Origin of the sequence: Azospirillum aestuarii (assembly GCF_016632405.1) — a bacterium.
GTDB classification, from domain to species: domain Bacteria; phylum Pseudomonadota; class Alphaproteobacteria; order Azospirillales; family Azospirillaceae; genus Azospirillum; species Azospirillum aestuarii.
The window spans coordinates 1-23,253 of the sequence record NZ_JAEPIV010000026.1 but is presented as its reverse complement, the minus strand read 5'-3'; the positions used below and the strand labels follow the sequence as shown (position 1 = coordinate 23,253).

22 protein-coding genes, 1 tRNA gene and 1 pseudogene are annotated in these 23,253 nt (G+C 67.7%); 21 read left to right on the top strand and 3 right to left on the bottom strand.

Annotated elements, in window-relative coordinates; translation table 11 throughout:
- The first annotated feature begins 65 nt into the window (after positions 1-65).
- From JJL56_RS26965 to JJL56_RS26940, 6 genes are all read left to right on the top strand, one after another.
- On the top strand, positions 66-536 hold the full coding sequence (locus JJL56_RS26965) for a PaaI family thioesterase (RefSeq protein ID WP_145625855.1): 471 nt from the start codon (positions 66-68) through the stop codon (positions 534-536).
- A 196-nt stretch (positions 537-732) separates the two neighbouring features.
- Positions 733-1,197, top strand: coding sequence for a 50S ribosomal protein L13 (gene rplM, locus JJL56_RS26960; RefSeq protein ID WP_014240247.1), 465 nt, complete (start codon positions 733-735; stop codon positions 1,195-1,197).
- 4 nt (positions 1,198-1,201) lie between these two features.
- Entirely contained in the window at positions 1,202-1,684 is a 483-nt protein-coding gene (rpsI, locus tag JJL56_RS26955) for a 30S ribosomal protein S9 (protein WP_145625856.1), read from the top strand.
- A 135-nt stretch (positions 1,685-1,819) separates the two neighbouring features.
- On the top strand, positions 1,820-2,872 hold the full coding sequence (argC, locus tag JJL56_RS26950; protein WP_145625857.1) for an N-acetyl-gamma-glutamyl-phosphate reductase: 1,053 nt from the start codon (positions 1,820-1,822) through the stop codon (positions 2,870-2,872).
- A 19-nt stretch (positions 2,873-2,891) separates the two neighbouring features.
- Complete coding sequence (locus tag JJL56_RS26945; RefSeq protein WP_145625858.1) at positions 2,892-3,410, top strand: gamma carbonic anhydrase family protein; 519 nt, start codon at positions 2,892-2,894, stop codon at positions 3,408-3,410.
- A 213-nt stretch (positions 3,411-3,623) separates the two neighbouring features.
- Entirely contained in the window at positions 3,624-4,211 is a 588-nt protein-coding gene (locus JJL56_RS26940; RefSeq protein ID WP_200486961.1) for an OmpA family protein, read from the top strand.
- A 198-nt stretch (positions 4,212-4,409) separates the two neighbouring features.
- On the opposite strand, the gene JJL56_RS26935 is transcribed toward JJL56_RS26940, so the two are convergent.
- Positions 4,410-6,209: a PHA/PHB synthase family protein gene (locus JJL56_RS26935; RefSeq protein WP_145625860.1), complete on the bottom strand. Its 1,800-nt coding sequence runs from the start codon at positions 6,207-6,209 to the stop codon at positions 4,410-4,412.
- Positions 6,210-6,442: 233 nt separating this feature from the next.
- Between JJL56_RS26935 and JJL56_RS26930 the strand changes: the two genes are divergently transcribed.
- From JJL56_RS26930 to glpX, 6 genes are all read left to right on the top strand, one after another.
- Complete coding sequence (locus tag JJL56_RS26930) at positions 6,443-6,838, top strand: hypothetical protein (RefSeq protein ID WP_145625861.1); 396 nt, start codon at positions 6,443-6,445, stop codon at positions 6,836-6,838.
- A 360-nt stretch (positions 6,839-7,198) separates the two neighbouring features.
- On the top strand, positions 7,199-7,651 hold the full coding sequence (locus tag JJL56_RS26925; protein WP_041811027.1) for a MarR family winged helix-turn-helix transcriptional regulator: 453 nt from the start codon (positions 7,199-7,201) through the stop codon (positions 7,649-7,651).
- Positions 7,648-8,994 carry a multidrug effflux MFS transporter gene (locus tag JJL56_RS26920; protein WP_200486960.1) on the top strand — a complete coding sequence of 449 codons (1,347 nt, stop codon included), beginning with the start codon at positions 7,648-7,650 and terminating at the stop codon, positions 8,992-8,994. The genes JJL56_RS26925 and JJL56_RS26920 overlap by 4 nt, the downstream gene beginning before the upstream one ends.
- A gap of 153 nt (positions 8,995-9,147) precedes the next feature.
- Entirely contained in the window at positions 9,148-10,422 is a 1,275-nt protein-coding gene (locus JJL56_RS26915) for an LL-diaminopimelate aminotransferase (RefSeq protein ID WP_145625863.1), read from the top strand.
- The gene (locus JJL56_RS26910; RefSeq protein ID WP_145625864.1) at positions 10,422-11,729 is read left to right on the top strand and encodes a homoserine dehydrogenase; all 1,308 of its coding nucleotides are present in this window, start codon (positions 10,422-10,424) and stop codon (positions 11,727-11,729) included. Before JJL56_RS26915 ends, JJL56_RS26910 begins: the two co-directional genes overlap by 1 nt.
- A 43-nt stretch (positions 11,730-11,772) precedes the next feature.
- Positions 11,773-12,765 (top strand): class II fructose-bisphosphatase, encoded by a 993-nt coding sequence (gene glpX, locus JJL56_RS26905; protein WP_186452920.1) that lies wholly within the window; start codon positions 11,773-11,775, stop codon positions 12,763-12,765.
- Positions 12,766-12,827: 62 nt separating this feature from the next.
- Here glpX and JJL56_RS26900 read toward each other — a convergent pair whose 3' ends face one another.
- Positions 12,828-13,922 carry a glycerol dehydrogenase gene (locus JJL56_RS26900; RefSeq protein ID WP_200486959.1) on the bottom strand — a complete coding sequence of 365 codons (1,095 nt, stop codon included), beginning with the start codon at positions 13,920-13,922 and terminating at the stop codon, positions 12,828-12,830.
- 212 nt (positions 13,923-14,134) lie between these two features.
- Between JJL56_RS26900 and recJ the strand changes: the two genes are divergently transcribed.
- From recJ to JJL56_RS26880, 4 genes are all read left to right on the top strand, one after another.
- Positions 14,135-15,934, top strand: a complete 1,800-nt coding sequence (recJ, locus tag JJL56_RS26895) for a single-stranded-DNA-specific exonuclease RecJ (RefSeq protein WP_200486958.1) — start codon at positions 14,135-14,137, stop codon at positions 15,932-15,934.
- Positions 15,935-16,057: 123 nt separating this feature from the next.
- Positions 16,058-16,133, top strand: a tRNA-Glu gene (locus JJL56_RS26890).
- A gap of 232 nt (positions 16,134-16,365) precedes the next feature.
- Positions 16,366-17,205, top strand: coding sequence for an aldo/keto reductase (locus JJL56_RS26885; RefSeq protein WP_200486957.1), 840 nt, complete (start codon positions 16,366-16,368; stop codon positions 17,203-17,205).
- A 121-nt stretch (positions 17,206-17,326) separates the two neighbouring features.
- Entirely contained in the window at positions 17,327-17,533 is a 207-nt protein-coding gene (locus tag JJL56_RS26880; RefSeq protein ID WP_145625868.1) for a hypothetical protein, read from the top strand.
- 93 nt (positions 17,534-17,626) lie between these two features.
- On the opposite strand, the gene oxlT is transcribed toward JJL56_RS26880, so the two are convergent.
- Complete coding sequence (gene oxlT / locus JJL56_RS26875) at positions 17,627-18,928, bottom strand: oxalate/formate MFS antiporter (protein WP_145625869.1); 1,302 nt, start codon at positions 18,926-18,928, stop codon at positions 17,627-17,629.
- A 495-nt stretch (positions 18,929-19,423) separates the two neighbouring features.
- Here oxlT and JJL56_RS26870 point away from each other — a divergent pair, with 495 nt between their 5' ends.
- The 5 genes and pseudogenes from JJL56_RS26870 to JJL56_RS26850 form a co-directional block, all read left to right on the top strand.
- Positions 19,424-20,353, top strand: a complete 930-nt coding sequence (locus JJL56_RS26870; RefSeq protein ID WP_200486956.1) for a histone deacetylase family protein — start codon at positions 19,424-19,426, stop codon at positions 20,351-20,353.
- A gap of 156 nt (positions 20,354-20,509) precedes the next feature.
- On the top strand, positions 20,510-20,992 hold the full coding sequence (locus JJL56_RS26865) for a GNAT family N-acetyltransferase (RefSeq protein ID WP_145625871.1): 483 nt from the start codon (positions 20,510-20,512) through the stop codon (positions 20,990-20,992).
- Positions 20,993-21,252: 260 nt separating this feature from the next.
- Positions 21,253-22,278: a 2-dehydropantoate 2-reductase gene (locus JJL56_RS26860; RefSeq protein WP_145625872.1), complete on the top strand. Its 1,026-nt coding sequence runs from the start codon at positions 21,253-21,255 to the stop codon at positions 22,276-22,278.
- A 99-nt stretch (positions 22,279-22,377) separates the two neighbouring features.
- A complete protein-coding gene (locus JJL56_RS26855; RefSeq protein WP_145625873.1) occupies positions 22,378-22,833 on the top strand; it encodes a CBS domain-containing protein in 456 nt (151 codons plus the stop codon).
- A gap of 259 nt (positions 22,834-23,092) precedes the next feature.
- Positions 23,093-23,253: pseudogene (locus JJL56_RS26850) on the top strand (NAD(P)(+) transhydrogenase (Re/Si-specific) subunit alpha); the annotation flags it as partial.

Genomic DNA, 23,253 nt, shown 5'->3' with positions numbered 1-23,253 from the left:
CGCTTGGCGGGCCGGGCGATGTTCGCCATGATCGGGTGTCCATAAGAAAAGCCATGGGTGAGGGAATGAGCGCGCCAGCCGTGTCCGCCGAGGAACTGGAAGCCCTGATTCGCGAGGGCGTGCCGCTGGTCGGCAATTACGGGATCACCATCGAGCAGCTCGGCGCCGGGACCGTGCGCATGAAGCTGCCCTACAACGACAGCTTCGTCCGCCCCGGCGGCACGGTGACCGGGCCGGCGATGTTCGGGCTGGCCGACGTGGCGCTCTACGCGGCGGTGCTCAGCCTGATCGGGCGGGTGGAACTGGCGGTGACCACCAGCATGACCATCAACTTCCTGCGCCGCCCGGCCCAGGTCGCCATCACCGCCGATTGCCGAATCCTGAAGATGGGCAAGCGGCTGGCTTATGGCGAGGTTCTGCTGTTCTCCGAAGGCGATCCGGAGCCCGTGGCCCACGCCACCGGCACCTACTCGATTCCGCCCCACGATCCCGTGACGTTGACGGTATCAGGATACCATAATTCGGACGGCGTTTGAAAACGCCAATGATATCAATGGCTTTGCGTTTGCGGTAAAATGATACCGCGCTCATAGCATGTTGATATGGAACGGATATTTTTCCGTTGACAGAGTCCCCGTGCACTGCGTACAAAACCGGCCGCTTCGGCGCCCCGGGGATTGAACGTCCAGTTTCGGTGGCCCGCCGATCCACGTTTAGTCAACGAGTGTGGCGATGAAGACCTTCAATCTGAAGCCGACCGACATCGAGAAGAAGTGGTACGTCGTCGATGCCGACGGCCTCGTTCTCGGCCGGCTTGCCAGCATCCTGGCGAACATCCTGCGCGGCAAGAACAAGCCGACCTTCACCCCGCACATGGATTGCGGCGACCATGTCGTCGTGATCAACGCGGAGAAGGTCAAGCTGACCGGCAACAAGCGCCAGGACGACATCTTCTACTGGCACACCGGTTATCCGGGCGGCATCAAGGGCCGTTCCAAGGGCCAGATCCTGGACGGCAAGTACCCGGAGCGCGTGATCGAGAAGGCCGTGGAGCGCATGGTTCCGCGCGGTCCGCTCGGCCGCAAGGTGATGACCCACCTGAAGGTCTACAAGGGCGCCGCCCACCCGCACGAGGCGCAGCAGCCGGTCGCTCTCGACGTTGCGGCCATGAACCCGAAGAATAAGCGGAGCGCGTAATCCAATGGCTCAGGTTACCACCACCCTTTCCGGCCTGAAGGACATCGCCGCCGCTCCGGCCGCCGCTTCCGCCGAAGTGGTCGCCCCGAAGCTGGACGCCCAGGGCCGCGCCTACGCCACCGGCAAGCGCAAGGACGCCGTCGCCCGCGTGTGGATCAAGCCGGGCTCCGGCAAGGTCGTCATCAACGGCCGCGACCAGGAAGTCTACTTCGCCCGTCCGGTGCTGCGCATGATGATCGCCCAGCCCTTCGGCATCACCGACCGCGCCGACCAGTTCGACGTGATGGTCACGGTGACCGGCGGCGGTCTGTCCGGCCAGGCCGGCGCGGTCCGTCACGGCATCTCCAAGGCGCTGACCTACTTCGAGCCGGCGCTCCGTCCGCCGCTGAAGGCCGCCGGCTTCCTGACCCGCGATGCCCGCGTCGTCGAGCGTAAGAAGTACGGCAAGGCCAAGGCCCGCCGCAGCTTCCAGTTCTCGAAGCGCTAAAGCCTACCGCGGACCCGCGTTACTGCTGTACAAGCGAGGGGCGTCCCGACGGGGCGCCCCTTTCTTGTTTCAGGTTTGTTTCACTCGTCTTCACCGTTCCGTGCCCATCCCCGTGCGTCAAAAGGAACAGCGTCCATGGCCAACAGCACTTCTCCCATCCGCGTCGGCATTCTCGGTGCGTCCGGTTACACCGGCGCCGAGCTGGTGCGCATGCTTCTGCGCCATCCCGGCGTGGAGATCTGCGCGCTGACGGCCGAGCGACAGGCGGGGAAGCCGATGGCCGAGGTGTTCCCGCATCTGGGCCAGTTCAACCTGCCCGGCCTCGTGAAGATCGAGGAGGTCGCCTGGGACAAGCTGGACGCCGTGTTCTGCGCCCTGCCGCACGGCACCACGCAGGAGGTCATCGCCGGCCTGCCGCGCCACATCAAGGTGGTGGACCTGTCCGCCGACTTCCGCCTGTCCGATCCCGCCGAATACGCCACCTGGTACGGGCATGAGCACCGCGCCGTGGAGCTTCAGAAGGAGGTCGCCTACGGCCTGACCGAATTCAACCGGCAGGGCGTGCGCAAGGCGCGCGTGGTCGCCAACCCCGGCTGCTACCCCACCTGCTCGCTGCTGCCCCTGCTGCCGCTGCTGATGGACGAGATGATCGAGCCGGGCGGGATCGTGATCGACGCCAAGTCGGGCGTCTCCGGCGCCGGGCGCGACGCCAAGCAGCAGAACCTCTTCACCGAGGTGTCGGAGGGCTTCAACGCCTACGGCGTCGGCCACCACCGCCACATGCCGGAGATCGAGCAGGAGCTGCGACTCGCCGCTGGGCGCCCGGTGATCGTCAGCTTCACGCCGCACCTCGTCCCGATGAACCGCGGCATGATGGCGACGATCTACGTCCGCATGGCCGACGGGGTCACTGCCGACGACCTGCGCGCGACCCTGGCCAAGCGCTACGAATCGGAGCCCTTCGTGAACGTCACGGCGGCGGGCATCGCCCCGGCGACCCGTCACGTCCGCGCGTCCAACCAGGCGCTGATCGGCGTTTTCCCCGACCGCACCCCGCGCGGCGCCATCATCGTCTCGGTCATCGACAATCTGGTGAAGGGCGCCTCCGGCCAAGCCATCCAGAACATGAACGTCATGTTCGGCCTGGGCGAGACGACCGGCCTGGAGCAGGCCCCGCTGTTCCCGTAACCCAGGAAGGAACCCTGCGATGTCCGGCCTGATCCTGCCCTTCCAGGGCACGCACCCGAAGATCGACCCGAGCGTCTATGTCGCCCCGACGGCCTCGGTCATCGGCGACGTCGAGATCGGAGCGGACAGCAGCGTCTGGTTCGGCTGCACCATCCGCGGCGATGTGAACGAGATCCGCATCGGTGCCCGCACCAACATCCAGGACGGCACCGTCGTCCACGTCGCCTCGGCGGGGCAGGGGACCTACATCGGCGACGACGTGTCGATCGGCCACATGGCCCTGCTGCACGCCTGCACGCTGGACAGCGGCTGCTTCATCGGCATGCAGGCCTGCGTCATGGACGGGGCGCATGTCGAGTCGGGGGCCATGGTGGCCGCAGGAGCCCTGGTGACCCCCGGCAAGCGTGTGGCAGCGGGGCAACTTTGGGCGGGAAGTCCCGCAAGACCCGTGCGTGCACTAACGGAAAAGGACCTTTCCTTCTTCCCGGTAAACGTCCGGAACTACGTGCGGCTTGCCCAAATCTACAGAGCGGGCTAATACCTCTTTGGTGCGTCGCAGCACTGTGGCATACTAGCAACAGTGACACCGGCACGAAACGTGTAGGACTTCCGGAGGGTATGTTTGAACGTGGACAAACCCCACATGTTTCGCGTTTTGTCACGTTACATGCACGCGATATGTCCTATCGTTTGTGCGATTCGTCCTCCGCGAACCAAGCGGTAGGGAGTGTGTCTCTAAGGGAGTGGAGAAATGAACAGCTTCTTCCGCGCTACCATGGCCGTCGTGCCGGCCGCCGTCGTCGCCTTCGGCCTGACCGCCGGGGCTCAGGCCCAGAGCGCCGACACCGCCGAGTGGTGCAATCCGGTCATCGGCTGGAACAACACCCCGGTCCGTACGGCGGATGGCGGCTACGCCACCCACCAGGGCAGCTTCAAGTGCCCGCCGGCCGCCGCTCCGGCGGTTGCCCCGGCCCCGGCCGCCCGCGCCCAGACCGAATACCTGGTCTTCTTCGACTGGGATAAGGCCAACGTCACCCCGGCCGCCGACCGCGTGATCGGCGACGCGGCCGCCGCCATCGGCAAGGGCGCCAACGCCCGCGTCCATGTCGTCGGCCACACCGACACCTCGGGTTCGCCGGCCTACAACCAGCGTCTGTCGGTGCGTCGCGCCGAGGCGGTGAAGCAGGCCCTGGTTTCCAAGGGCATCGGCGCCGGCGCCATCACCACCGAGGGCAAGGGCGAGAGCCAGCTCCTGGTGCAGACCGGCCCGAACGTCCGCGAGCCGTCCAACCGTCGTGCGCAGATCCTGCCGCGCGGTGCGAACGCCCCGTCGTCGTAAGGCGCAGGTTCCCTGTCGGAACACGAGCCCCGGACCTTGCTCCGGGGCTTCTGTCCGATGAAGGAATTCGCCGGATAAAGGAAAAGGCCCCGGACGATCCGTCCGGGGCCTTTTCTTTTGGACCGCTTCCTGCTGGGCCGTCGCGTCGATGGCCCCGGAGTTCCGGAGGGCGGCGGACCGCCCCCCGGAAGCGGGTCCTCAGACGATGCGCACCTTGGCGTAGGAGCCAGGAGCGTCCTCCAGCGCAGGCAGGCCGCCCTTTTCCGGATCGCGCGCCGGGACCTTGCCTTCTGAGAAGGTGGAGACCCACTTGTTCCACTCCGGCCACCAGGAGCCGGGGGTCTGCTCCGACGACGCCAGCCAGTCGTCCGAGGCCTTCGGCAGCTTGGCGTTGGTCCAGTAGCAGTACTTGCCGGCGGCCGGCGGGTTCACCACGCCGGCGATGTGGCCGGAGGCCGCCAGCACGAACTTCACCGGGCCGGAGAAGAGGTGGGCGCCCATGTAGGTGGACTTCCACGGCGCGATGTGGTCCTCACGGGCCGACAGGAAGAAGGACGGGGTCTTCACGTTGCGCAGGTCGATCGGCACGCCGCCCAGCGACACCGCGCCCGGCTGCGCCAGAAGGTTCTTCTGGTACATGTTGCGCAGATAGAAGCTGTGCATCGCCGCCGGCATGCGGGTCGAATCGCTGTTCCAGTAGAGCAGGTCGAACGGGAACGGGTCCTTGCCGAGCAGGTAGTTGTTCACCACGAACGACCAGATCAGGTCGTTGGCGCGCAGCATGTTGAAGGTGGTCGCCATCTTCGAGCCGTCCAGGTAGCCCTGCTGGGCCATCTGGCTCTCGATCATGGTGAGCTGCTCCTCGTCGATGAAGACCGACAGCTCGCCGGCTTCGGTGAAGTCCAGCATGGTGGTGAAGAAGGTGGCCGACTTGATGCGGTCGTCCTTCTTGGCCGCCATGTAGGACAGGGTGGAGGCCAGCAGCGTGCCGCCCAGGCAGTAGCCGATGGCGTTCACGTCCTTCTCGCCGGTCACCTTCTCGATGGCGTCCAGCGCGGCCAGAACGCCTTCGAACATGTAGTCTTCGAAGCCCTTCTGGGCCAGCTTCTCATCCGGGTTCACCCAGGACAGGATGAACACGGTGTGGCCCTGGTCCACCGCCCACTTGATGAAGCTGTTCTTCTCGCGCAGATCCAGGATGTAGTACTTGTTGATCCAGGGCGGCACGATCATCAGCGGACGCTTGTTCACGTCCGGCGTGGTCGGGGTGTACTGGATGAGCTGCATCAGGTCCGTCTGGAAGACGACCTTGCCCGGCGTGACGGCGATGTTCTTGCCGACCTGGAAGGCGTCGTAGTCGGTCATCGAGATGCGCAGCTCGCCCTTGCCGCGCTCCAGATCCTTCAGCAGATGCTCCAGGCCCTTGACGAGGTTCTCGCCGCCCGTCTCGATCGTCGTGCGCAGCACCTCCGGGTTCGTCATGACGAAGTTGGAGGGCGCCATCGCGTCGACGAACTGGCGGGTGTAGAAGTCGACCTTCTTGGCCGTGTGGTCGTCCAGCCCGTCCACCTCGTTGACCGTCGACTGCATCCACCGGGCCGACAGCAGGTAGGACTGCTTGATGAAGTCGAACAGGGTGTTCTCGTCCCAGGCCGAATCCTTGAAGCGGCGGTCGTCCTTGGCCGGGGCGATGACCGGCTGGGCCTCCTGGCCGAAGAAGCGCTGGGTGGTGCGCTGCCACAGGGTCAGGTAGTCCTGCCACAGCGTCATCTGCGCCTTCATCAGCTTGGCCGGGTCGGCCATCATGCGCGTGGTCATCTCCAGGAACGCATGGCCGACGCCCATCGGGTCGGGGTTCTTCGCGCCGACGCCGTCCGAGGCCTGACGGGACAGGAAGTCGGTGACCAGCCGCTGGCTCTGCTCGGCGATGCGGGTCATCGCCCGCGACATCTCGACCGGGTCGGGAAGCTTGACGTCAGGGGCCTGGTTTTCGGCCATTGGTGCGGTCCTTCTTCTTTAGGCGAGTTTTAGGCTTCAGGAGGGACGTTGTGCGGTTTATACAATGCCTGCCGGAAGTCTGTTCGGTCGGAGTGCGGTCCGGTCCTGGCATCGTGAACTGGTTATGCCATGTCCGTTCGAGCCGGGGTCCGTCATACACCTCTCGTATGAAGATTTCATTTCGCCCACCACCGTTCAAGCGGCTGGATGGGTTCGGATGTGGGGTTCGCAGAATGGAAACGGGTATCCGACGCGGCGTGGTGGCGAAGGCGGGCCGGTTGGGCCCGGCGCTGTCCGTTGTGGTTGTTCTCGCACTGTCCGCCTGCAGCGACCGCGTGCTCGACACCGGGCTGGTCGGCGCGGTGATCGGCCGCGACGTGCCCAGCGATGACTCGCCGGTGCGCGGCATGTCCGGCCAGAACCGGGAGTACCCCAATCTCGGCACCGTCCCGCCGCGCCCCACGGATTTGCGGACGGAAGCGCAGCGCCAGCAGGACCTGGATCGTCTGGCCCAGGACCGCGAGGCCGCCAGGAACATGCTGCCGACCCCCATGGACGCTCCCCCGCCGCCTGACATCACGCCTGGACAGCCAAGCGCCGGGAAGCCCGCCTCCGGGAAACCCAATTGAGGGCAGGGGTGTAGCAAAGGGCGGACGCTGCCAGTAATCCGTAAGTATACCTATGCGGAGCGTCCTTCGGCCCTTGATGGTGTCCCTCTGAACGAAAGGGACGCACCGGTCTTCGTCCGGTCGATGCGCAGTTCCGATGGCGGTGGCGCGGACCACGGAGCACCCATTGTTGCTGCCAAGGCGGAAAAACTACGTCTTGCGATGGCGGGTCCGCAACAGGTTTTCAAACTGCGACTATTTGGCGCGTCGGCTTCGCTTCCGCTCGTGTGGTTTGCGCGTCGTGCGGCCATGGCGCCGCGGCATGACCGCCCTGCGCCGCCTGCGGTTGTCGGAAATAATAAGGCGCCCTTACAATAAGGGATGCTTGATGAATCCCCCTTCGGAATGATCCTGATCGACTGCGCGCGGCTTCTGCGCGCGCGGTTCGACCGTGCCCTGGACGATGCGCGGCTCGGCCTCACGGCGGGGGAGGCGCGGGCGCTGGTCTATGTCTGCCGCCACCCCGGCTCGCGCCAGTCGGTGCTGGCGACCCACATGTGGGTGGAGCCGATGACCCTGGTCGGCTTCCTCGACCGGCTGGAGGCGCGCGGGCTGGTGGTCCGCGAGCCGGACCCGGCGGACCGCCGCGCCAAGATCGTCCAGCCGACCCCGCAGGCCGAGCCGCTGGCGCTCCAGGTCCTGGAGGCCTTCCGCACCGAGCGCGAGTCGGCGATGGCCGACCTGTCGGCGGAGGAGATCGTCCTGCTCAAGGACATGCTGGGCCGCCTGCGCAACCGCATGATCGCCGACGACCGCGGCGGGGCCGGCCAATGAGCCACCCCCCCGTGCAGACCGACGCGCCCGCGATGACGGAGACGCGGACCGCCGTCATCGGAACGCTGATCGTCACACTGGGGCCGCTCAGCCTCGCGCTCTACACGCCGGCCCTGCCGATGCTGGTGGAGGCGTTCCAGACCACCCCGGCGGCGTTGAAGCTGACGCTCTCCGTCTATTTCTTCGGCTTCGCCTTTTCCCAGCTCGCCTGCGGGCCGCTGTCCGACGCCTACGGGCGGCGGCCGGTCGCCCTGGCCTTCTTCGTCACCTACGTCCTGGGCAGCGTGGTGGCGGCCCTGTCGGGCACCATCGAGTGGCTGCTGATCGGGCGGGCCTTGCAGGGCATCGGGGCGGCGGCGGGGATCGCCATCTCCCGCGCCATCGTGCGCGACCAGTTCACCGGCCAGCGGTCGGCGCGCATCCTGAACCTGATCGGGCTGATGCTGGCCGTGGTGCCGGCGGTGGCGCCGACGCTGGGCGGGGTGATCCTGGGCACGGTGGGCTGGCACGCCATCTTCATGGTGATGACGCTCTACGGCCTCGCCGTGCTGATGGTCTTCGCTGTCGGCACGGCGGAGACCAACCGGACGCGCGACCGCTCGGCGGCGCGGCCCGGCCCGGTGATCCGCAACTACCGCACACTGCTGACCGACCGGCGCTTCATGCGGGCGGGGCTGGTGCTCGGCACGACGCTGGGCGGCCTCTACACCATGGCGGCGCTGCTGCCTTTCGTGATGATCGAAGGGGTGGGGCTGAGCCCGACCGTCTTCGGCTTCGCCATGCTGCTGCAGACCGGCTCCTACACGCTGGGGGCGACCCTGGCGGGGCGGCTGCTGCGCCGGGTGGACGCGATGCGGCTGATCCCCTATGGGCTGGTCTGCGTGGCCGTGGGCGGGCTCGGCTTCGCCCTGGCGCCCCTGACCGGCGAACCGACCGTGGCGAGCGTGATGGGGCCGACCGCCGTCTGGGCCTTCGGCATCGCCCTGGTCATGCCCGGCGCCACCAGCGACGCCCTGGCCGGATTCCCCCGGATGGCCGGGGCGGCGTCGGCGCTGATCGGCTTCATGCAGATCGGCGGCGGGCTGGCCGGCACCGCGGTGGCCGCGCTGTTCGCCGATCCCTACACCGCGACGACGGCCATCATGCCGGGCTTCGCCCTGCTGTCGCTGCTGTCCTACGCGCTGCTGCGCGTGCCGGCGTCCCGGCGCGGCCACCCGGCCGAGCCCGCCCGACCGGAGGATCTGGAGGTCGCCGTGGACCCCGCCGCCCTGGTCGGCGCCGGCGGGGAGGAGATCGAGGAAGCGCTGCACCAGCGCCGGACTTCCGGCCGCAAGGGAGGCTGAAGACGGGCTTCGGCGTCCGGGATGCCTCAGGCGGCGCAGGAATGCGGCCGGACGCGAATTTTACCTCGCTTCTGAAGATGCGGGGCGGTAGATAAGTGGTCCCGGTCCGCAAATATGGGTTCGTGGCGCGGCCGGACAGGCTTCGGAGCGTCCATGAGCGATTCAGAATTCCACCGGATCAAGCGGCTTCCGCCCTACGTCTTCGCCGAAGTGAACGCCATGAAGGCGCGAGCCCGAGCTGCCGGCGAGGACATCATCGACCTCGGCATGGGCAACCCGGACCAGCCGACGCCCCAGCACATCGTCGATAAGCTGATCGAGGCCGTGCGCGATCCCAAGACGCACCGCTACTCGAACTCCCGCGGCATCCCCGGCCTGCGCAAGGCGCACGCGGCCTATTACAAGCGCCGCTTCAACGTGGACGTCGATCCGGAGTCGGAGTGCATCGTCACCATCGGGTCGAAGGAAGGGCTGGCCAACCTCGCCCAGGCGATCACCAGCCCCGGCGACATCATCCTGGTGCCGAACCCCAGCTACCCGATCCACCCCTTCGGCTTCATCCTGGCCGGGGCGTCGGTGCGCCATCTGCCGGTGGGGCAGGCCAACGGCACCTCCACCGACATCGACAGCTTCATGAACATGCTGGAGCGCGCCGTGCGCCACAGCGTGCCGAAGCCGCTGGCGCTGGTGCTGAACTACCCGTCCAACCCGACGGCGGAGGTGGTGGGGCTCGACTTCTACCGCCCGATTGTCGAGTTCTGCCGCAAGCACGGCATCTACATCCTGTCCGATCTGGCCTACGCCGAGGTCTTCTTCGACGGTGACCCGCCGCCCTCGATCCTGGAGATCCCGGAGGCGCGCGAGGTGGCCGTCGAGTTCACCTCGATGTCGAAGACCTACTCGATGGCCGGCTGGCGCATCGGCTTCGCCACCGGCAACAAGAAGCTGATCACCGCGCTGGCCCGCATCAAGTCGTACCTGGACTACGGCGCCTTCACGCCGATCCAGGTCGCCGCGACCGCCGCGCTGAACGGCCCGCAGGAGTGCGTGGAGCAGGTGCGCACCATGTACCGCCAGCGCCGCGACGTGATGATCGAGGGTCTGGCCGCCGCCGGCTGGACGGTGCCGAGCCCCTCGGCCTCGATGTTCGCCTGGGCGCCGATCCCGGAGCCCTTCGCCCATCTCGGCTCGCTGGAATTCTCCAAGCTGCTGCTGCAGGAGGCCAAGGTGGCCGTGGCGCCGGGCATCGGCTTCGGCGAGTACGGTGACGGCCATGTCCGTCTGGCGCTGGTGGAGAACGTCCACCGCATCCGTCAGGCGACCCGCAACATCAAGGAGTTCTTCCGCTCCAACGCCGCCGGTGCGGCGGCGAGCAAGGACCCGGCGGCGCGTGCCGCCCTCCTCGACCCGGAGAAAGCGAAAGTCTGATGTCCGACTCCCACAAAACAGGCCCCCTGAAAATCGCCGTCGCGGGCCTGGGCACGGTCGGCGCGGGCGTTCTGAAGCTTCTGGAGAAGCAGGCCGACCTGATCGAGCAGCGCTGCGGCCGCCGCATCGAGGTGGTCGCGGTCAGCGCCCGCTCGCGCGGCAAGGACCGCGGCGTCGACCTGTCCAAGGCCGAATGGTACGACGACCCGGTGGCGCTCGCCGCCCATCCCGGCGTGGATGTGGTGGTGGAGCTGATCGGCGGGTCCGAGGGGCCGGCGAAGGAGACCGTCGAGCTGGCGCTGGAGCGGGGGCGCCACGTCGTCACCGCCAACAAGGCGCTGCTCGCCCATCACGGCACCGCGCTCGCGGCCAAGGCGGAGGCCGCCGGCCTCGCCATCGGCTTCGAGGCGGCGGTGGCCGGCGGCATCCCGATCATCAAGGGGCTGCGCGAGGGGCTGGCGGGCAACCGGGTGTCGGAGGTGCACGGCATCCTCAACGGCACCTGCAACTACATCCTGACGGAGATGCGCACCACCGGCCGCGACTTCGCGGACGTGCTGGCCGATGCGCAGAAGCTTGGCTACGCGGAAGCCGACCCGAGCTTCGACATCGACGGCGTGGACGCGGCGCACAAGCTGGCGATCCTGACCTCGGTGGCCTTCGGCACCCCGGTGGACTTCAAGAGCGTCCATGTCGAGGGCATCCGCCACGTTTCCGCGGTGGACTTCGACTACGCCGACGCGCTCGGCTACCGGATCAAGCTGCTGGGCATCGCCCGTCGCACCGACCACGGGATCGAGCAGCGCGTGCACCCCTGCATGGTGCCGAAGGCGGCCCCCATCGCGGCGGTTGACGGCGTGTTCAACGCCGTGATCGCCCAGGGCGACTTCGTGGACCGCGTGCTGTTCGTCGGCCGCGGCGCCGGTGAGGGGCCGACGGCGTCGGCCGTCGTCGCCGACCTGATCGACATCGCCCGCGGGCGCTCCACCCCCACCTTCGGCGTCCCGGCTGCCCAGCTTTCCGAGGCGCAGCCGTCGCCGATGGAGGCCCGCCGGGGGTCGTACTACGTACGCCTGATGGTCGTGGACCGTCCCGGCGTGATAGCGGATGTCGCGGCGGCGATGCGCGACCAGAACGTCTCCATGGAGCAGTTCCTGCAGCGCGGGCGCGCCCCCGGCGAAGCGGTGCCGGTGGTCCTGACCACCCATGACACCGACGAGGCGGCCATGCAGCGCGCGCTTGCCACCATCGCCGCCAAGGAGTCGGTGGTCGAGCCGCCGCGCATGATCCGCATCGAACAGTTTTGACCGAACCATAGAAGAACCGAGCATCGATTCGGGGGAGAACACCATGTCCGTTCATGTCGACCTGTCCGGTATGGACCGGAACCTGGCTCTGGAAGCCGTCCGCGTCACCGAGGCCGCCGCGCTGTCCGCGTCGTTGCTGATGGGCCGCGGTGACGAGAAGCTTGCCGACCAGGCCGCGGTCGACGCCATGCGCCAGGCGCTCAACACCCTCTACATCGACGGCACCGTCGTGATCGGCGAGGGCGAGCGCGACGAGGCGCCAATGCTCTACATCGGCGAGAAGGTCGGCGCCGGCATCGGCCGCGGGCCGAAGGTCGACATCGCGCTCGACCCGCTGGAAGGCACCACCATCTGCGCCACCGGCGGCCCGAACTCGCTGGCCGTCATCGCCATGGCGGACGAGGGTGGCTTCCTGAACGCCCCGGACGTCTACATGGACAAGATCGCCGTCGGCTCCGGCCTGCCGGAAGGCGTGGTCGATCTCGACGAGACCCCGGCCAACAACCTCAAGGCCCTCGCCAAGGCCAAGGGCACCGAGGTGCAGGAGCTGCTGGTCTGCATCCTGGACCGGCCGCGCCACGCCGAGCTGATCGCCCGTGTCCGTGAAGCCGGCGCGCGCATCATGCTGATCAACGACGGCGACGTGTCGGGCGTGATCGCCACCAGCCAGGCCGGCACCGGCGTTGACATGTATGTCGGCTCCGGCGGCGCGCCGGAGGGCGTTCTGGCCGCGGCGGCGCTGCGCTGCATCGGCGGTCAGTTCCAGGGCCGTCTGCTGTTCCGCAACGACGACGAGAAGGCCCGCGCCGCCCGCTGGGGCGTCAAGGACCTGAGCAAGAAGTACAGCCTGACCGAACTGGCCAGCGGCAACGTCATGTTCGCCGCGACCGGCGTGACCGACGGCGCCATGCTGCGCGGCGTCCGCCGCTTCCCCGGCGGTGCCACCACCCATTCGGTGATCATGCGCTCCAAGTCGGGCACCGTGCGCTACGTCGAGGCGCACCACAACCTGCAGCGCAAGCCCAGCATGGCCTGAGGCTGCTCAAAGAAAAAGGGGCGCGCGGTGGCCTGCCGCGCGCCCCTTTTCTTTTTCGGGGGTTATGAGCCCTTCCGTCGCCGTCCCTCGGCGTCGGCGGCCTTCATGGCGGCCAGGACACGCTGCGGGGTGATCTCGTGCGGCTCGTTGTGGATGGTCTCGCCCTCCGCGCAGGCCCGTTCCGCCGCCAGTAGCAGCCGCTCGTCCGACACGCCGGCAAGGCCGATCTCGGCCAGCGTCGTCGGCAGCCCCACCGCCTTGCAGAAGCCGTAGACCTCGTCCAACACCGCCGGCGGCCGGTCGGTCAGGATGAGCAGCGTCAGCGTGCCGAAGGCGACCTTCTCGCCGTGCCAATGATGGTGCGTTTCCTCCAGCGCGGTCAGGCCGTTGTGGACGGCGTGCGCCGCCGCCAGCCCGCCGCTCTCGAAGCCCAGCCCGCTCAGCAGCGTGTTGGCCTCCACGATGCGCTCCAGCGCCGGGGTGACCACGCCTTGCTCGCAGGCCGACTTGGCGAGCACGCCATACTCCAGCAGCGTGTCGTAGCACAGCCGGGCCAGCGCGAAGGCGGTCATCGGGCCGACGCGCCCGGTCATGTTGCCGCCGCGCTTGATGCGGCAATCCTCCGCCTCGAACCAGGTGGACAGGGCGTCGCCCATGCCGGAGACGAGGAAGCGCACCGGGGCGCTCGCCACCACACCGGTGTCGACCAGCACGAGGTCGGGGTTGCGCGGCAGCACGAGGTAGCGCTTGAAGGCGCCCTCCGGCGTGTAGATCACCGACAGCGCGCTGCACGGCGCGTCGGTCGAGGCGAGCGTCGGAACGATGGCGGTGCGCGCGTCCAGTGCGTGGGCGACCGCCTTGGCGGTGTCGAGCGCCTTGCCGCCGCCGATGCCGACGACGACGTCGGCGCCCATGGCGCGGGCGAGGCCGGTCAGCCGCTCGATCTCCTCGTCGGAGCATTCGCCGCGGAATTCCTGGATGTCCATCTCGACGCGCCCGGCGGCGGCGTCGACCAGCCGGCCCTTCAGCGACTTCAGAACGAAGCCGTCGGTAACGGCCAGGACCTTGTTGCCCAGCCGGGCCAGATCCTCGCCCAGGCTGTCGAGGGCGCCGTTGCCCTGGACGTAGCGGGCCGGAAAGATCGCGGTGGTGATCATGATTTCCTCCTCCGCGTGGTGATGACCGCAGTGGAGCAGGACATTTCCCCACCCGCAATGACCTGCCTCAAGTTGCGGTGCGGCAAGGGCTCCTGCCACCTTTGCGTACAGAGGCGAAGACGACGGGCCGACCAGGGCGCCCCATCCGCTGGCCCGCTTGTCCCCCATCTGCTATGGCTTCGGCCTTCCCGATCCGTGGCATTCTGGGCAGCATGACCGACACCGTTCCTCCCTTCCTGAACGTCGCCCATTCCCTGTCCGGCAAGCGTTGGCAGGCGCGGCCCTACGACGAGCGGCTGGCCTGGGGGCTGGCGCAGGGGCGGGGGCTGCCGGAGATCGTCGGGCGGGTGCTCGCCGCCCGCGGGGTGACGGAGGAGGCGTGCGACGGCTTCCTGAACCCGACGCTGAAGGCGCTGCTTCCCGACCCCTCCCGCTTCCGGGACATGGACATAGCGGCGGAGCGCATCGCCCGCGCCGTCATGGATGGCGAGCCGGTGGCCGTCTTCGGCGACTACGACGTGGATGGCGCCACCTCCTCCGCGCTGCTGCGGCGCTTCTTCCGGGCGGTGGGGGCCGACCTGCGGATCTACGTGCCCGACCGCCTGAAGGAGGGATACGGCCCCAACGGTCCGGCGTTGCTGCGGCTGAAGGCCGAGGGCGTGCGGCTGGTGGTGACGGTGGACTGCGGAATTTCCGCCTTCGCGGCGCTGGAGGCGGCGGCGGAGGCCGGGCTGGACGTGGTGGTTCTCGACCATCACGCGGCGGAACCACGCCTGCCGCCGGCCATCGCCCTGGTCAACCCGAACCGGCTGGATGAGGACGGCACCTACCGCACGCTGTGCGCGGCGGGGGTCACCTTCCTGGCCGTGGTGGCGGTGAACCGGGCGCTGCGCAACGCCGGATTCTACGCGGGCCGCAACGAGCCGAACCTGATGGAGTGGCTCGACCTCGTGGCGCTGGGAACGGTGTGCGACGTGGTGCCCCTGACCGGGCTGAACCGGGCGCTGGTCGCGCAAGGGCTGAAGGTGATGGCGCGGCGCGCCAACCCCGGCCTGTCCGCCCTGGCCGACGTCGCCGGGGTCAAGGAGAAGCCGGACGCCTACCACGCCGGCTTCGTGCTCGGCCCGCGGGTCAACGCGGGCGGGCGCGTCGGCGCGTCGGACCTCGGGGCGCGGCTGCTCTCCACCGACGACCCCATGGAGGCGATGGAGCTGGCCCAGAAGCTGGAGGCCCACAACGCCGAGCGCCGCGCGGTGGAGCAGGGCGTGCTCGCCGACGCCATGGCCCGGCTGGAGGAGCACGCCGACGAGCTGGCCGAACTGGTCTTCGTGGCGGGGGAGGGCTGGCACCCCGGCGTGATCGGCATCGTCGCCAGCCGCCTGAAGGAGCGCTACAGCCGCCCCGCCTGCGTCATCGCCCTGGAGGAGGGGATGGACGGCACGGTGATCGGCAAGGCTTCGGGCCGCTCGGTGCGCGGGGTCGATCTGGGGGCGGCGGTGATCGCCGCGCGGCAGGAAGGGCTGCTGATGGCCGGCGGCGGGCACCGCATGGCAGCCGGCTTCACCGTGGCGGGGGACAAGCTGGCTGACCTACAAGCCTTCCTGACCGGCCGCGTCGCCGAGCAGGTGGCCGCAGTCCCGTTGGTGCCGACGCTGGAGCTGGACGGCGCGCTGTCCGTGGGTGCGGCAAACACATCCCTGGTGGACCGCCTGAACCAGCTCGGCCCGTTCGGCACCGGCAACGCGGAGCCGCGCTTCGCCGTCACCGACGCCCGCGTGGTGCGGGCGGACGTGGTCGGGGCGAATCACGTCCGCTGTATTCTCCAGGGCGGCGACGGCGCCCGGCTGAAGGCCATCGCCTTCCGCGCGCTGGACAGCGAGATGGGAAAAGCCCTGCTGATGGGCCGCGGATCGCCCTTCCACATTGCTGGCGTCCTGCGCATCGACCGCTGGAACGGGGCGGAGGGAGTCCAGCTCCTGATCGACGACGCCGCACCCTCCCAAACCATGTGAATGCAAACAAATTCGGCTCGGGGATGATGCATAGGCGGCATACGCGAACGAGGTAGAAAGGAGTTGGAAAAAACGCTTGCGCTCGACCCGTCATCCCATTAGTAATCCCGCCACGCCAACGACGTCCCCATCGTCTAGAGGCCTAGGACACCGCCCTTTCACGGCGGCGACAGGGGTTCGAATCCCCTTGGGGACGCCACCTTCTCACAGGTTGGCACCGGTTTCGAAAGCTCAGCCCTTGGCTGAGCTTTTGTCGTTTCAGGCGTCATTTGTCCGGCGCCTTTGCCGGCTGCGGGCGACCCGTTCGTCGTGATGCCGTCGTTGGCCTCTCCCGCCCGTCGAAATAGCGCCAAGGGGCGGTTTCCAGGGGTGGCCCCGTGGACTAACGTTCCTCACGCCCTTCGACGGGGCCAAGGGAACGGGAGACATCCATGACCATTCCGACGACACGCCTTCCTTCGGGAACCGCCGTTCCGGTGCTCGGCCAGGGCACCTGGTACATGGGCGAGGACAGCCGCGACCGCGCGCGGGAAGTGGCGGCGCTGCGGCTCGGCCTTGACCTCGGCATGACGCTGATCGACACGGCGGAGATGTACGCCGACGGCGGGGCGGAGGAGGTGGTCGGCGAGGCCATCGCCGGGCGCCGCGACGAGGTGTTCCTGGTCAGCAAGGTGCTGCCGATGAACGCCAGCCGCCGCGGCACCATCGCGGCCTGCGAACGCAGCCTGAAGCGCCTGCGCACCGACCGCATCGACCTCTACCTGCTGCACTGGCGCGGCAGCCACGACTTCTCCGAAACGATTGCGGCCTTCGACACGCTGATGCGCGACGGCAAGATCGGCCAATGGGGCGTCAGCAACCTGGATCTTCAGGACATGGAGGAGTTGGTCGGCGCGCCGGGCGGGAAGGGGGTACAGACCAACCAGCTCCTCTACAACCTGACGCGCCGCGGCATCGAGCACGACCTGCAGCCCTGGTGCCGTGGGCGAGGCATCCCGATCATGGCCTATTCGCCGATCGAGCAGGGGCGGATGCTGCGCCATCCGGAGCTTTGCCGCGTCGCCGACCGGCACGGCGCGACGCCGGCCCAGGTCGGGCTGGCCTGGCTGCTGCGCCAGGACGGGGTGATCGCCATCCCGAAGGCGTCGGACCCCGCTCATGTCCGCGACAACCGGGCGGCGACCGATTTGCGGCTCGACGAGCAGGATCTCGCGGACCTCGACCGGTCCTTCCCACCTCCTCGCGGCCCCCGCCCGTTGGAGATGCTGTAGCGCGGCGAAGCGCCGCGCTTGCGGTGGCGGACTCGATTTCCCTGGCCGAACGGCCTATGTATGCTGCATTGCGGAATCAGGCATGCCTGGGTCCGCTTTCGGCTCATCCGGGAATCGAAGCATGCTCGCCATCGTTCTTCTGTCCATGCTGCTGTCGGGCTTCGCCATCGTCGTGGCGCGGATTCTGACCGTCGAGGTCGCCGCCGCCGGCATGCCGGTCCGCGATCCCTGGTCGCCCCGGCATCTCCGCCGGGTGAAGAAGGCGCGCAAGGCGCAGGAGGAGATCGAGGGCGGCCCGTCCTGGGCGTCGTTCCCGCGCGGACTCTGACTTTTTCCGCAACGTTCGTTTTCCCACAAGCAAATCGGGCCGGGAAATTTCCCGGCCCGATCGCGTTCGGGTGCTGATGGTGCGTCCGGTGCCTTACTGGGCCGGCTCCGCCGCCAGCTTCGAGGCCGGCAGGGTCTCGGTGATCTGGCGGGCACGCATCGGCTTCAGGACGAAGATCGCCAGCAGGGCGGCAATGCCGTTCACCGCGGCGGCGAAGAAGAACACCGCCTGCCAGCTGCCGGTCGAGGCGACCGCCACGTTGGCGAAGGGAACGACCAGCGACGCGGTGCCCTTGGCGGTGTAGAGCAGGCCGGCGTTGGTGGTGGCGAACTTCGAGCCGAAGGAGTCGCCGCACAGCGCCGGGAACAGGCTGTAGATCTCACCCCAGGCGAAGAACACCAGACCCGTCAGGATGACGAAGGCGACGGGGTTGTGGCCCCACTGGTTCAGCGCCAGGATGCCGACGCATTCCAGGGCGAAGGCGATGAACATCGTGTTCTCGCGGCCGATATGATCCGACACCCAGCCGAAGAAGGGGCGGGTGACGCCGTTCAGCACGCGGTCGATCGACAGGGCGAAGGTCAGCGCCGGCAGGGTCAGGCCCATGATGCTGACCGGCACGCCGTCCAGGTGGAAGTCCTTGGCGATCGGGCCGAGCTGCGCGGTCGCCATCAGGCCGCCCGCCGCAACCATCACGAACATGGCGTACATGACCCAGAAGACCGGAGTCTTCAGCATCTGGACCGGGGTGTAGCTCTCACGGGTCTGCGACACCGACGAGCGGGTGACCTCCGGAACCTGTCCCTTCTTCGGCGACGCCAGGAACCAGGCCAGCGCGAGGATCACCGCGCCCTGGCCGATGCCGAAGGTCAGGAAGGTGGCTTGATAGCCCGAGGAGTGGATCATGTTGGCGATCGGCACGACTGTCAGGGCCGAGCCGGCGCCGAAACCGGCGGCGGTCAGGCCGGCGGCGAGGCCGCGGCGGTCGGGGAACCACTTCAGCGCGTTGCCGACGCAGGTGCCGTAGACGCCGCCGGCCCCGATGCCGCCCAGCGCCGCGCCGAGATAGAGCATGGCGAGCGAGTCGGCCACCGAGTTGACCGCCCAGGCCACGGCGCACAGCACGCCGCCGATCAGGACGACGATTCGCGGGCCGAACTTGTCGACGAACCAGCCTTCGACGGGAACCAGCCAGGTTTCCATGACGACGAAGATGGTGAAGGCCACCTGGATGGCCGCACGGCCCCAGCCATGCTTCTGGTCGATGGGCTCGACGAACAGAGTCCAGCCATACTGCAGGTTCGCGATCATCGACATGCAGATGACGCCGATGACGAGCTGGAACCAGCGGCCACCGAGGGGCCCCTTCGGGGCCTCCGTAAGGGCTTGGTGCATTTCTCTCCTCCTAGGAGCGATCTTTTGTGAAGCGGTCTTTTGCTTTTTTGAGTCGGGTTGTTTTTGTTCTGATTTTTTGACCGGAGGCTTCCCCGTGGTGTGCCGGGTTCGTCTCCATCGCCTTGGCTTGACCGTGGAACCCGCCGCTTGGTGTGGGCGGCTTAAGCTCCCGGAATGAGCGTTCTTGGCATTAGTGATATGGTATGCCAGATACAGTTTTCGGCGCAAGCTGTTTGTCAGCGTAACAAACAGACTCGGCGTGCGAGGACCGGCCTGACACCTTCGGAAACGTGGATGGCCCTTGTAAAAATAGGGACTTAGGACGCTTCGCAGCTGGCGGTGCTGACGGTCCGTCAGTAAAGCGATTTGGACCATTCTGGTATCTGGTATACATATAAGGCAAGAGCGCGCGTCGACTCGGGATGGCATGCGGCTTCCGCGCCGTCACGCGATCGACCAGATTCAAATCATCGCTACAGGGGAGGAGAGGACTCGATGACCACCGCCATTTTCACCCACCCGGACTTCCTGGCGCACGACACCGGACCGGGGCACCCGGAGCGTCCGGAGCGAATCGCCGTGGTGTGGGAGGTTCTGGACCGCGACGAGTTCCGCGATCTGCCGCGCTTCGAGGCCCCGGAAGCGGAGGTCGAGCAGCTGCGCTGGGTGCATGACCCGGCCTATGTCGACGCCGTGCTGAACGCGGTTCCGGACAGCGGGCATGTCCGGCTGGACGCCGACACCGTGCTGTCGCCCACCTCGCGCTCGGCGATCCTGCGGGCCGCCGGCGCGGTCTGCGCGGCGGTGGACGCGGTGTTGGACGGGACGGCGAAGAACGCCTTCTGCGCCGTCCGCCCCTGCGGCCACCACGCGGAGCCGGCCCGCGCCATGGGCTTCTGCGTCTTCAACAACGTGGCGGTCGGCGCCGAGCATGCCCGCAAGCGGCGCGGCCTGACCCGCGTGGCCGTGGTCGATTACGACGTGCACCACGGCAACGGCACCCAGGCGATGTTCTGGGACGACGCCGACCTGTTCTTCGCCTCGACCCACCAATCGCCGCTCTACCCCGGCACCGGCTCGATGCGGGAAACCGGTGTCGCCGACAACATCGTCAACGCGCCGCTGCCTCCCAACGCTGGGACGGTGGAGTTCCGCCAGGCCATGGAACGCCGCATCCTCCCCGCGCTGGAGGAATTCCAGCCGGAACTGATCCTGATCTCCGCCGGATTCGACGCCCACACCCGCGATCCCCTGGCATCGCTGAACTTCACCGGCCCGGACTTCGAGTGGGCGACCCGCAAGCTGGTCGAGGCGGCGGACCGGCTGTGCGGCGGCCGCGTCGTGACGGTGCTTGAAGGCGGCTACGACGCGGTGGGGCTGGCCGAAGGCTGCGCCGCGCATCTCCAGGCCCTGATGCGCGCCTGAACGAAGCCCGGACGGCGTAGCGCTGGGTGATTTCGAGGGACTTTGCGCAGCTGCGTCAGAAGGCCAGTTGCTTCCCGCACGGATTATCTGGTATACCAAATACCAGAGAGACGAACAGAGTCCCTCGCACACACAAAAAAACGGGAGTTACGCACGATGGACCAGCGGATCGCCGAACAGAACGCCGCTCAGAACGCAGCCGGCCAGCCCACCATCGAGATCACCATTGCAAAGAGTGACGCCGACATCGCCGACAGCTACGCGGTGGTGAAGGAACTGCGCACCCACATGACCGACGCCGACGCCTACGCCGCCCAGATCCGCCGCCAGATGGAGGACGGCTACAACATGGCGCTCCTGCGCATCGATGGCGAGGTGGCCGGCTGCGGCGGCTTCCGCGTCCACGAGACGCTGTCGCGCGGTCGCTATATGTATGTTGAGGACCTCGTCACCTCGCCGAAGCACCGCTCTTTCGGTCTGGGCGACAAACTGTTCGATTGGCTGGCCGCCCAGGCCCGCGAAAAGGGCTGCGCACAGATGGAAATCATCTCCGGCGTCCAGCGCGGCGACGCGCACCGCTTCTATCACCGCAAGCGCATGACGGTTAAGGCGTTCCAGCTCGTCCTTCCGCTCACCTGATCCCGCACACCGGATGGACCCGCGAACCGGGCGTCCGGACGGGCCGGGCGTCCGGTTTTCCATGCTCGAACTTTCGTTGGAAAACCCAGGATTTTCGCCCGATTCCGGATCATGCCCCTCCCTCGACAGGGTCTATTTTGCCAGTTGACATCTGGTATCTGGTATACCAAACTCCGTATTTGTTCGGTGTGCTGATTGATTGGGGTTACTGCAAAGGCTGCGCAGCGCGTGGCCGATAATTGGGGGAGAGGAAACGGGTTATGAAGATCTGCATCTTTGGGTCCGGGGCCATCGGCGGGTATCTGGGTGTGCGTCTCCACCAGGCCGGCGCGGATGTCAGCCTCGTGGCGCGCGGCGCCCACCTCACGGCCATGCGTGAGAACGGCGTGAAGCTGATCGTCGGCGAGGAAGAAACGGTCGTCCGCCCCCGCTGCACCGACAACGCGGCGGAACTCGGCCCGCAGGACTACGTCATCATCGGTCTGAAGGCCCACTCCGTTCCCAGCGTTGTCGACGCCATCCAGCCGCTGATTGGCAAGGACACCGCCGTGGTCACCGCGGTCAACGGCATCCCCTACTGGTACTTCTACAAGAACGGCGGCGAGTTCGAAGGCCGCGTGCTCGACACCGTCGATCCGGGCGGCATCCAGTGGAACGGCCTTGGGCCGGAGCGCGCGATCGGCTGCGTCGTCTACCCCGCGACCGAGGTCGTCGAACCCGGCGTCATTCAGCACATCTATGGCGACAAATTCTCGCTGGGCGAGCCGGACGGCACCCAGTCCGACCGCGTGAAAAAGCTCAGCGCGGCGATGGAGGCGGGCGGCCTTCGCGCCCCGGTGCTCGACCGCATCCGCGACGAGATCTGGCTGAAGCTGTGGGGCAATCTCTGCTTCAACCCGATCAGCGCGCTCACCCACGCCACGCTCGACGTCATCTGCTCCGATCCGGAAACCCGCGCCGTCGCCAAGGCGATGATGCTGGAGGCCAAGGAGATCGGCGACCGTCTGGGCGTCCATTTCCGGGTGGATGTGGAGCGCCGCATCAACGGCGCCGGCGCCGTCGGCGCGCACAAGACCTCCATGCTTCAGGATCTGGAGCGCGGCCGTCCGATGGAGATCGACGCCCTGCTGTCGGTGGTCCAGGAGATGGGCCGCATGGTCGGCGTGGCGACCCCGACCATCGACGTGGTCCTGGCGCTCGTCCGCCAGCGCGGCGAGGTCGCCGACTGCTACACCCGCCCGCAGCGGGCATCGTCCGAGGCCGCCCCCGCGGTCGCCGCCCAGTAGGGCGGACACCGTCCGGCCCCGCACACAGAAACCAACGCCCCCAACGACGAAGCGAAGCAACGCCGAGGGGCCGGACAATCGCTTCACAGGAGGAGCGTCATGAGGGTTGAAGACATTCTCCGCCGGAAGGGGACGCGCATCGGAACGGTGCGCATCAACGAGACCGTGGAAACGGCGTTGCGTCTCCTGAAGGCGGAAAACACCGGCGCGCTGGTGGTCAAGGACGTCTGCCGGACCGAGGGCAATACGGTCGTCGGGGTGATTTCTGAACGCGACATCGTGCGTGGATTGACCGACCGCGGGCCGGGTATCCTGTCCCTGCCGGTCACGTCGGTGATGAGCAATCATCCCGTCTGCTGCACGCCCGGCGATTCCGTCCGTCACGTGCTCCAGCTGATGGACGAGCACACTGTCCGCCACATTCCCGTCCTGGACGGCGCCTCGCTGGTCGGCGTGGTCAGCGTGCGCGATTTGATCAAGGCGCAGCTCGACGCCGCCCCGCCGGACGCCGAGCCGGGCGAGATCGTCAACTATCCCGTCGCCGCGGCCCAGTGACGGACGACGGCACCTTGGACAGCGTTCAAGGTTAGCCTTCCCATGACGGCAGCGGTGGTCGGGAGGCGGTCACCCGCATCCATCCCGGGTGACCGCTCCGCCGCCCTGCGGGCCTGACGCCGGACCACGCCTCGTCGCTGGCCGGCACCGACATCATTCGAGAATTTGACCGGCGGGCCGCCCGCCGAGGCCGCCCGCCGTCGAGGCCGGAGCGCTGACGCCTCGTCCTGCCGATTGCTTTGGGAGGCAATCAACAACCATGAAAATCGCCATACCCAGGGAGCGGCGCGCGGGCGAGAATCGCGTCGCGGCGTCTCCGGAGACGGTCAAGAAACTCAAGGCCCTCAGCCTGGAATTGGTCGTGGAGACCGGGGCCGGTCTGGGCTCGAACCTGCCGGACCGGGTCTATCAGGACGCCGG

Excerpts from the sequence above, each read along its gene's own strand:
- JJL56_RS26900 (WP_200486959.1), bottom strand. The coding sequence starts at position 13,922 with ATGATCACCACCGCGATCTTTCCGGCCCGCTACGTCCAGGGCAACGGC.
- JJL56_RS26870 (WP_200486956.1), top strand. The coding sequence starts at position 19,424 with ATGACCACCGCCATTTTCACCCACCCGGACTTCCTGGCGCACGACACC.
- JJL56_RS26925 (WP_041811027.1), top strand. The coding sequence starts at position 7,199 with ATGCTTGATGAATCCCCCTTCGGAATGATCCTGATCGACTGCGCGCGG.
- JJL56_RS26945 (WP_145625858.1), top strand. The coding sequence starts at position 2,892 with ATGTCCGGCCTGATCCTGCCCTTCCAGGGCACGCACCCGAAGATCGAC.
- JJL56_RS26920 (WP_200486960.1), top strand. The coding sequence starts at position 7,648 with ATGAGCCACCCCCCCGTGCAGACCGACGCGCCCGCGATGACGGAGACG.
- glpX (WP_186452920.1), top strand. The coding sequence starts at position 11,773 with ATGTCCGTTCATGTCGACCTGTCCGGTATGGACCGGAACCTGGCTCTG.
- JJL56_RS26885 (WP_200486957.1), top strand. The coding sequence starts at position 16,366 with ATGACCATTCCGACGACACGCCTTCCTTCGGGAACCGCCGTTCCGGTG.
- JJL56_RS26940 (WP_200486961.1), top strand. The coding sequence starts at position 3,624 with ATGAACAGCTTCTTCCGCGCTACCATGGCCGTCGTGCCGGCCGCCGTC.
- JJL56_RS26865 (WP_145625871.1), top strand. The coding sequence starts at position 20,510 with ATGGACCAGCGGATCGCCGAACAGAACGCCGCTCAGAACGCAGCCGGC.
- oxlT (WP_145625869.1), bottom strand. The coding sequence starts at position 18,928 with ATGCACCAAGCCCTTACGGAGGCCCCGAAGGGGCCCCTCGGTGGCCGC.
- recJ (WP_200486958.1), top strand. The coding sequence starts at position 14,135 with ATGACCGACACCGTTCCTCCCTTCCTGAACGTCGCCCATTCCCTGTCC.
- JJL56_RS26930 (WP_145625861.1), top strand. The coding sequence starts at position 6,443 with ATGGAAACGGGTATCCGACGCGGCGTGGTGGCGAAGGCGGGCCGGTTG.
- rpsI (WP_145625856.1), top strand. The coding sequence starts at position 1,202 with ATGGCTCAGGTTACCACCACCCTTTCCGGCCTGAAGGACATCGCCGCC.
- argC (WP_145625857.1), top strand. The coding sequence starts at position 1,820 with ATGGCCAACAGCACTTCTCCCATCCGCGTCGGCATTCTCGGTGCGTCC.
- rplM (WP_014240247.1), top strand. The coding sequence starts at position 733 with ATGAAGACCTTCAATCTGAAGCCGACCGACATCGAGAAGAAGTGGTAC.
- JJL56_RS26860 (WP_145625872.1), top strand. The coding sequence starts at position 21,253 with ATGAAGATCTGCATCTTTGGGTCCGGGGCCATCGGCGGGTATCTGGGT.
- JJL56_RS26965 (WP_145625855.1), top strand. The coding sequence starts at position 66 with ATGAGCGCGCCAGCCGTGTCCGCCGAGGAACTGGAAGCCCTGATTCGC.
- JJL56_RS26915 (WP_145625863.1), top strand. The coding sequence starts at position 9,148 with ATGAGCGATTCAGAATTCCACCGGATCAAGCGGCTTCCGCCCTACGTC.
- JJL56_RS26855 (WP_145625873.1), top strand. The coding sequence starts at position 22,378 with ATGAGGGTTGAAGACATTCTCCGCCGGAAGGGGACGCGCATCGGAACG.
- JJL56_RS26935 (WP_145625860.1), bottom strand. The coding sequence starts at position 6,209 with ATGGCCGAAAACCAGGCCCCTGACGTCAAGCTTCCCGACCCGGTCGAG.
- JJL56_RS26910 (WP_145625864.1), top strand. The coding sequence starts at position 10,422 with ATGTCCGACTCCCACAAAACAGGCCCCCTGAAAATCGCCGTCGCGGGC.
- JJL56_RS26880 (WP_145625868.1), top strand. The coding sequence starts at position 17,327 with ATGCTCGCCATCGTTCTTCTGTCCATGCTGCTGTCGGGCTTCGCCATC.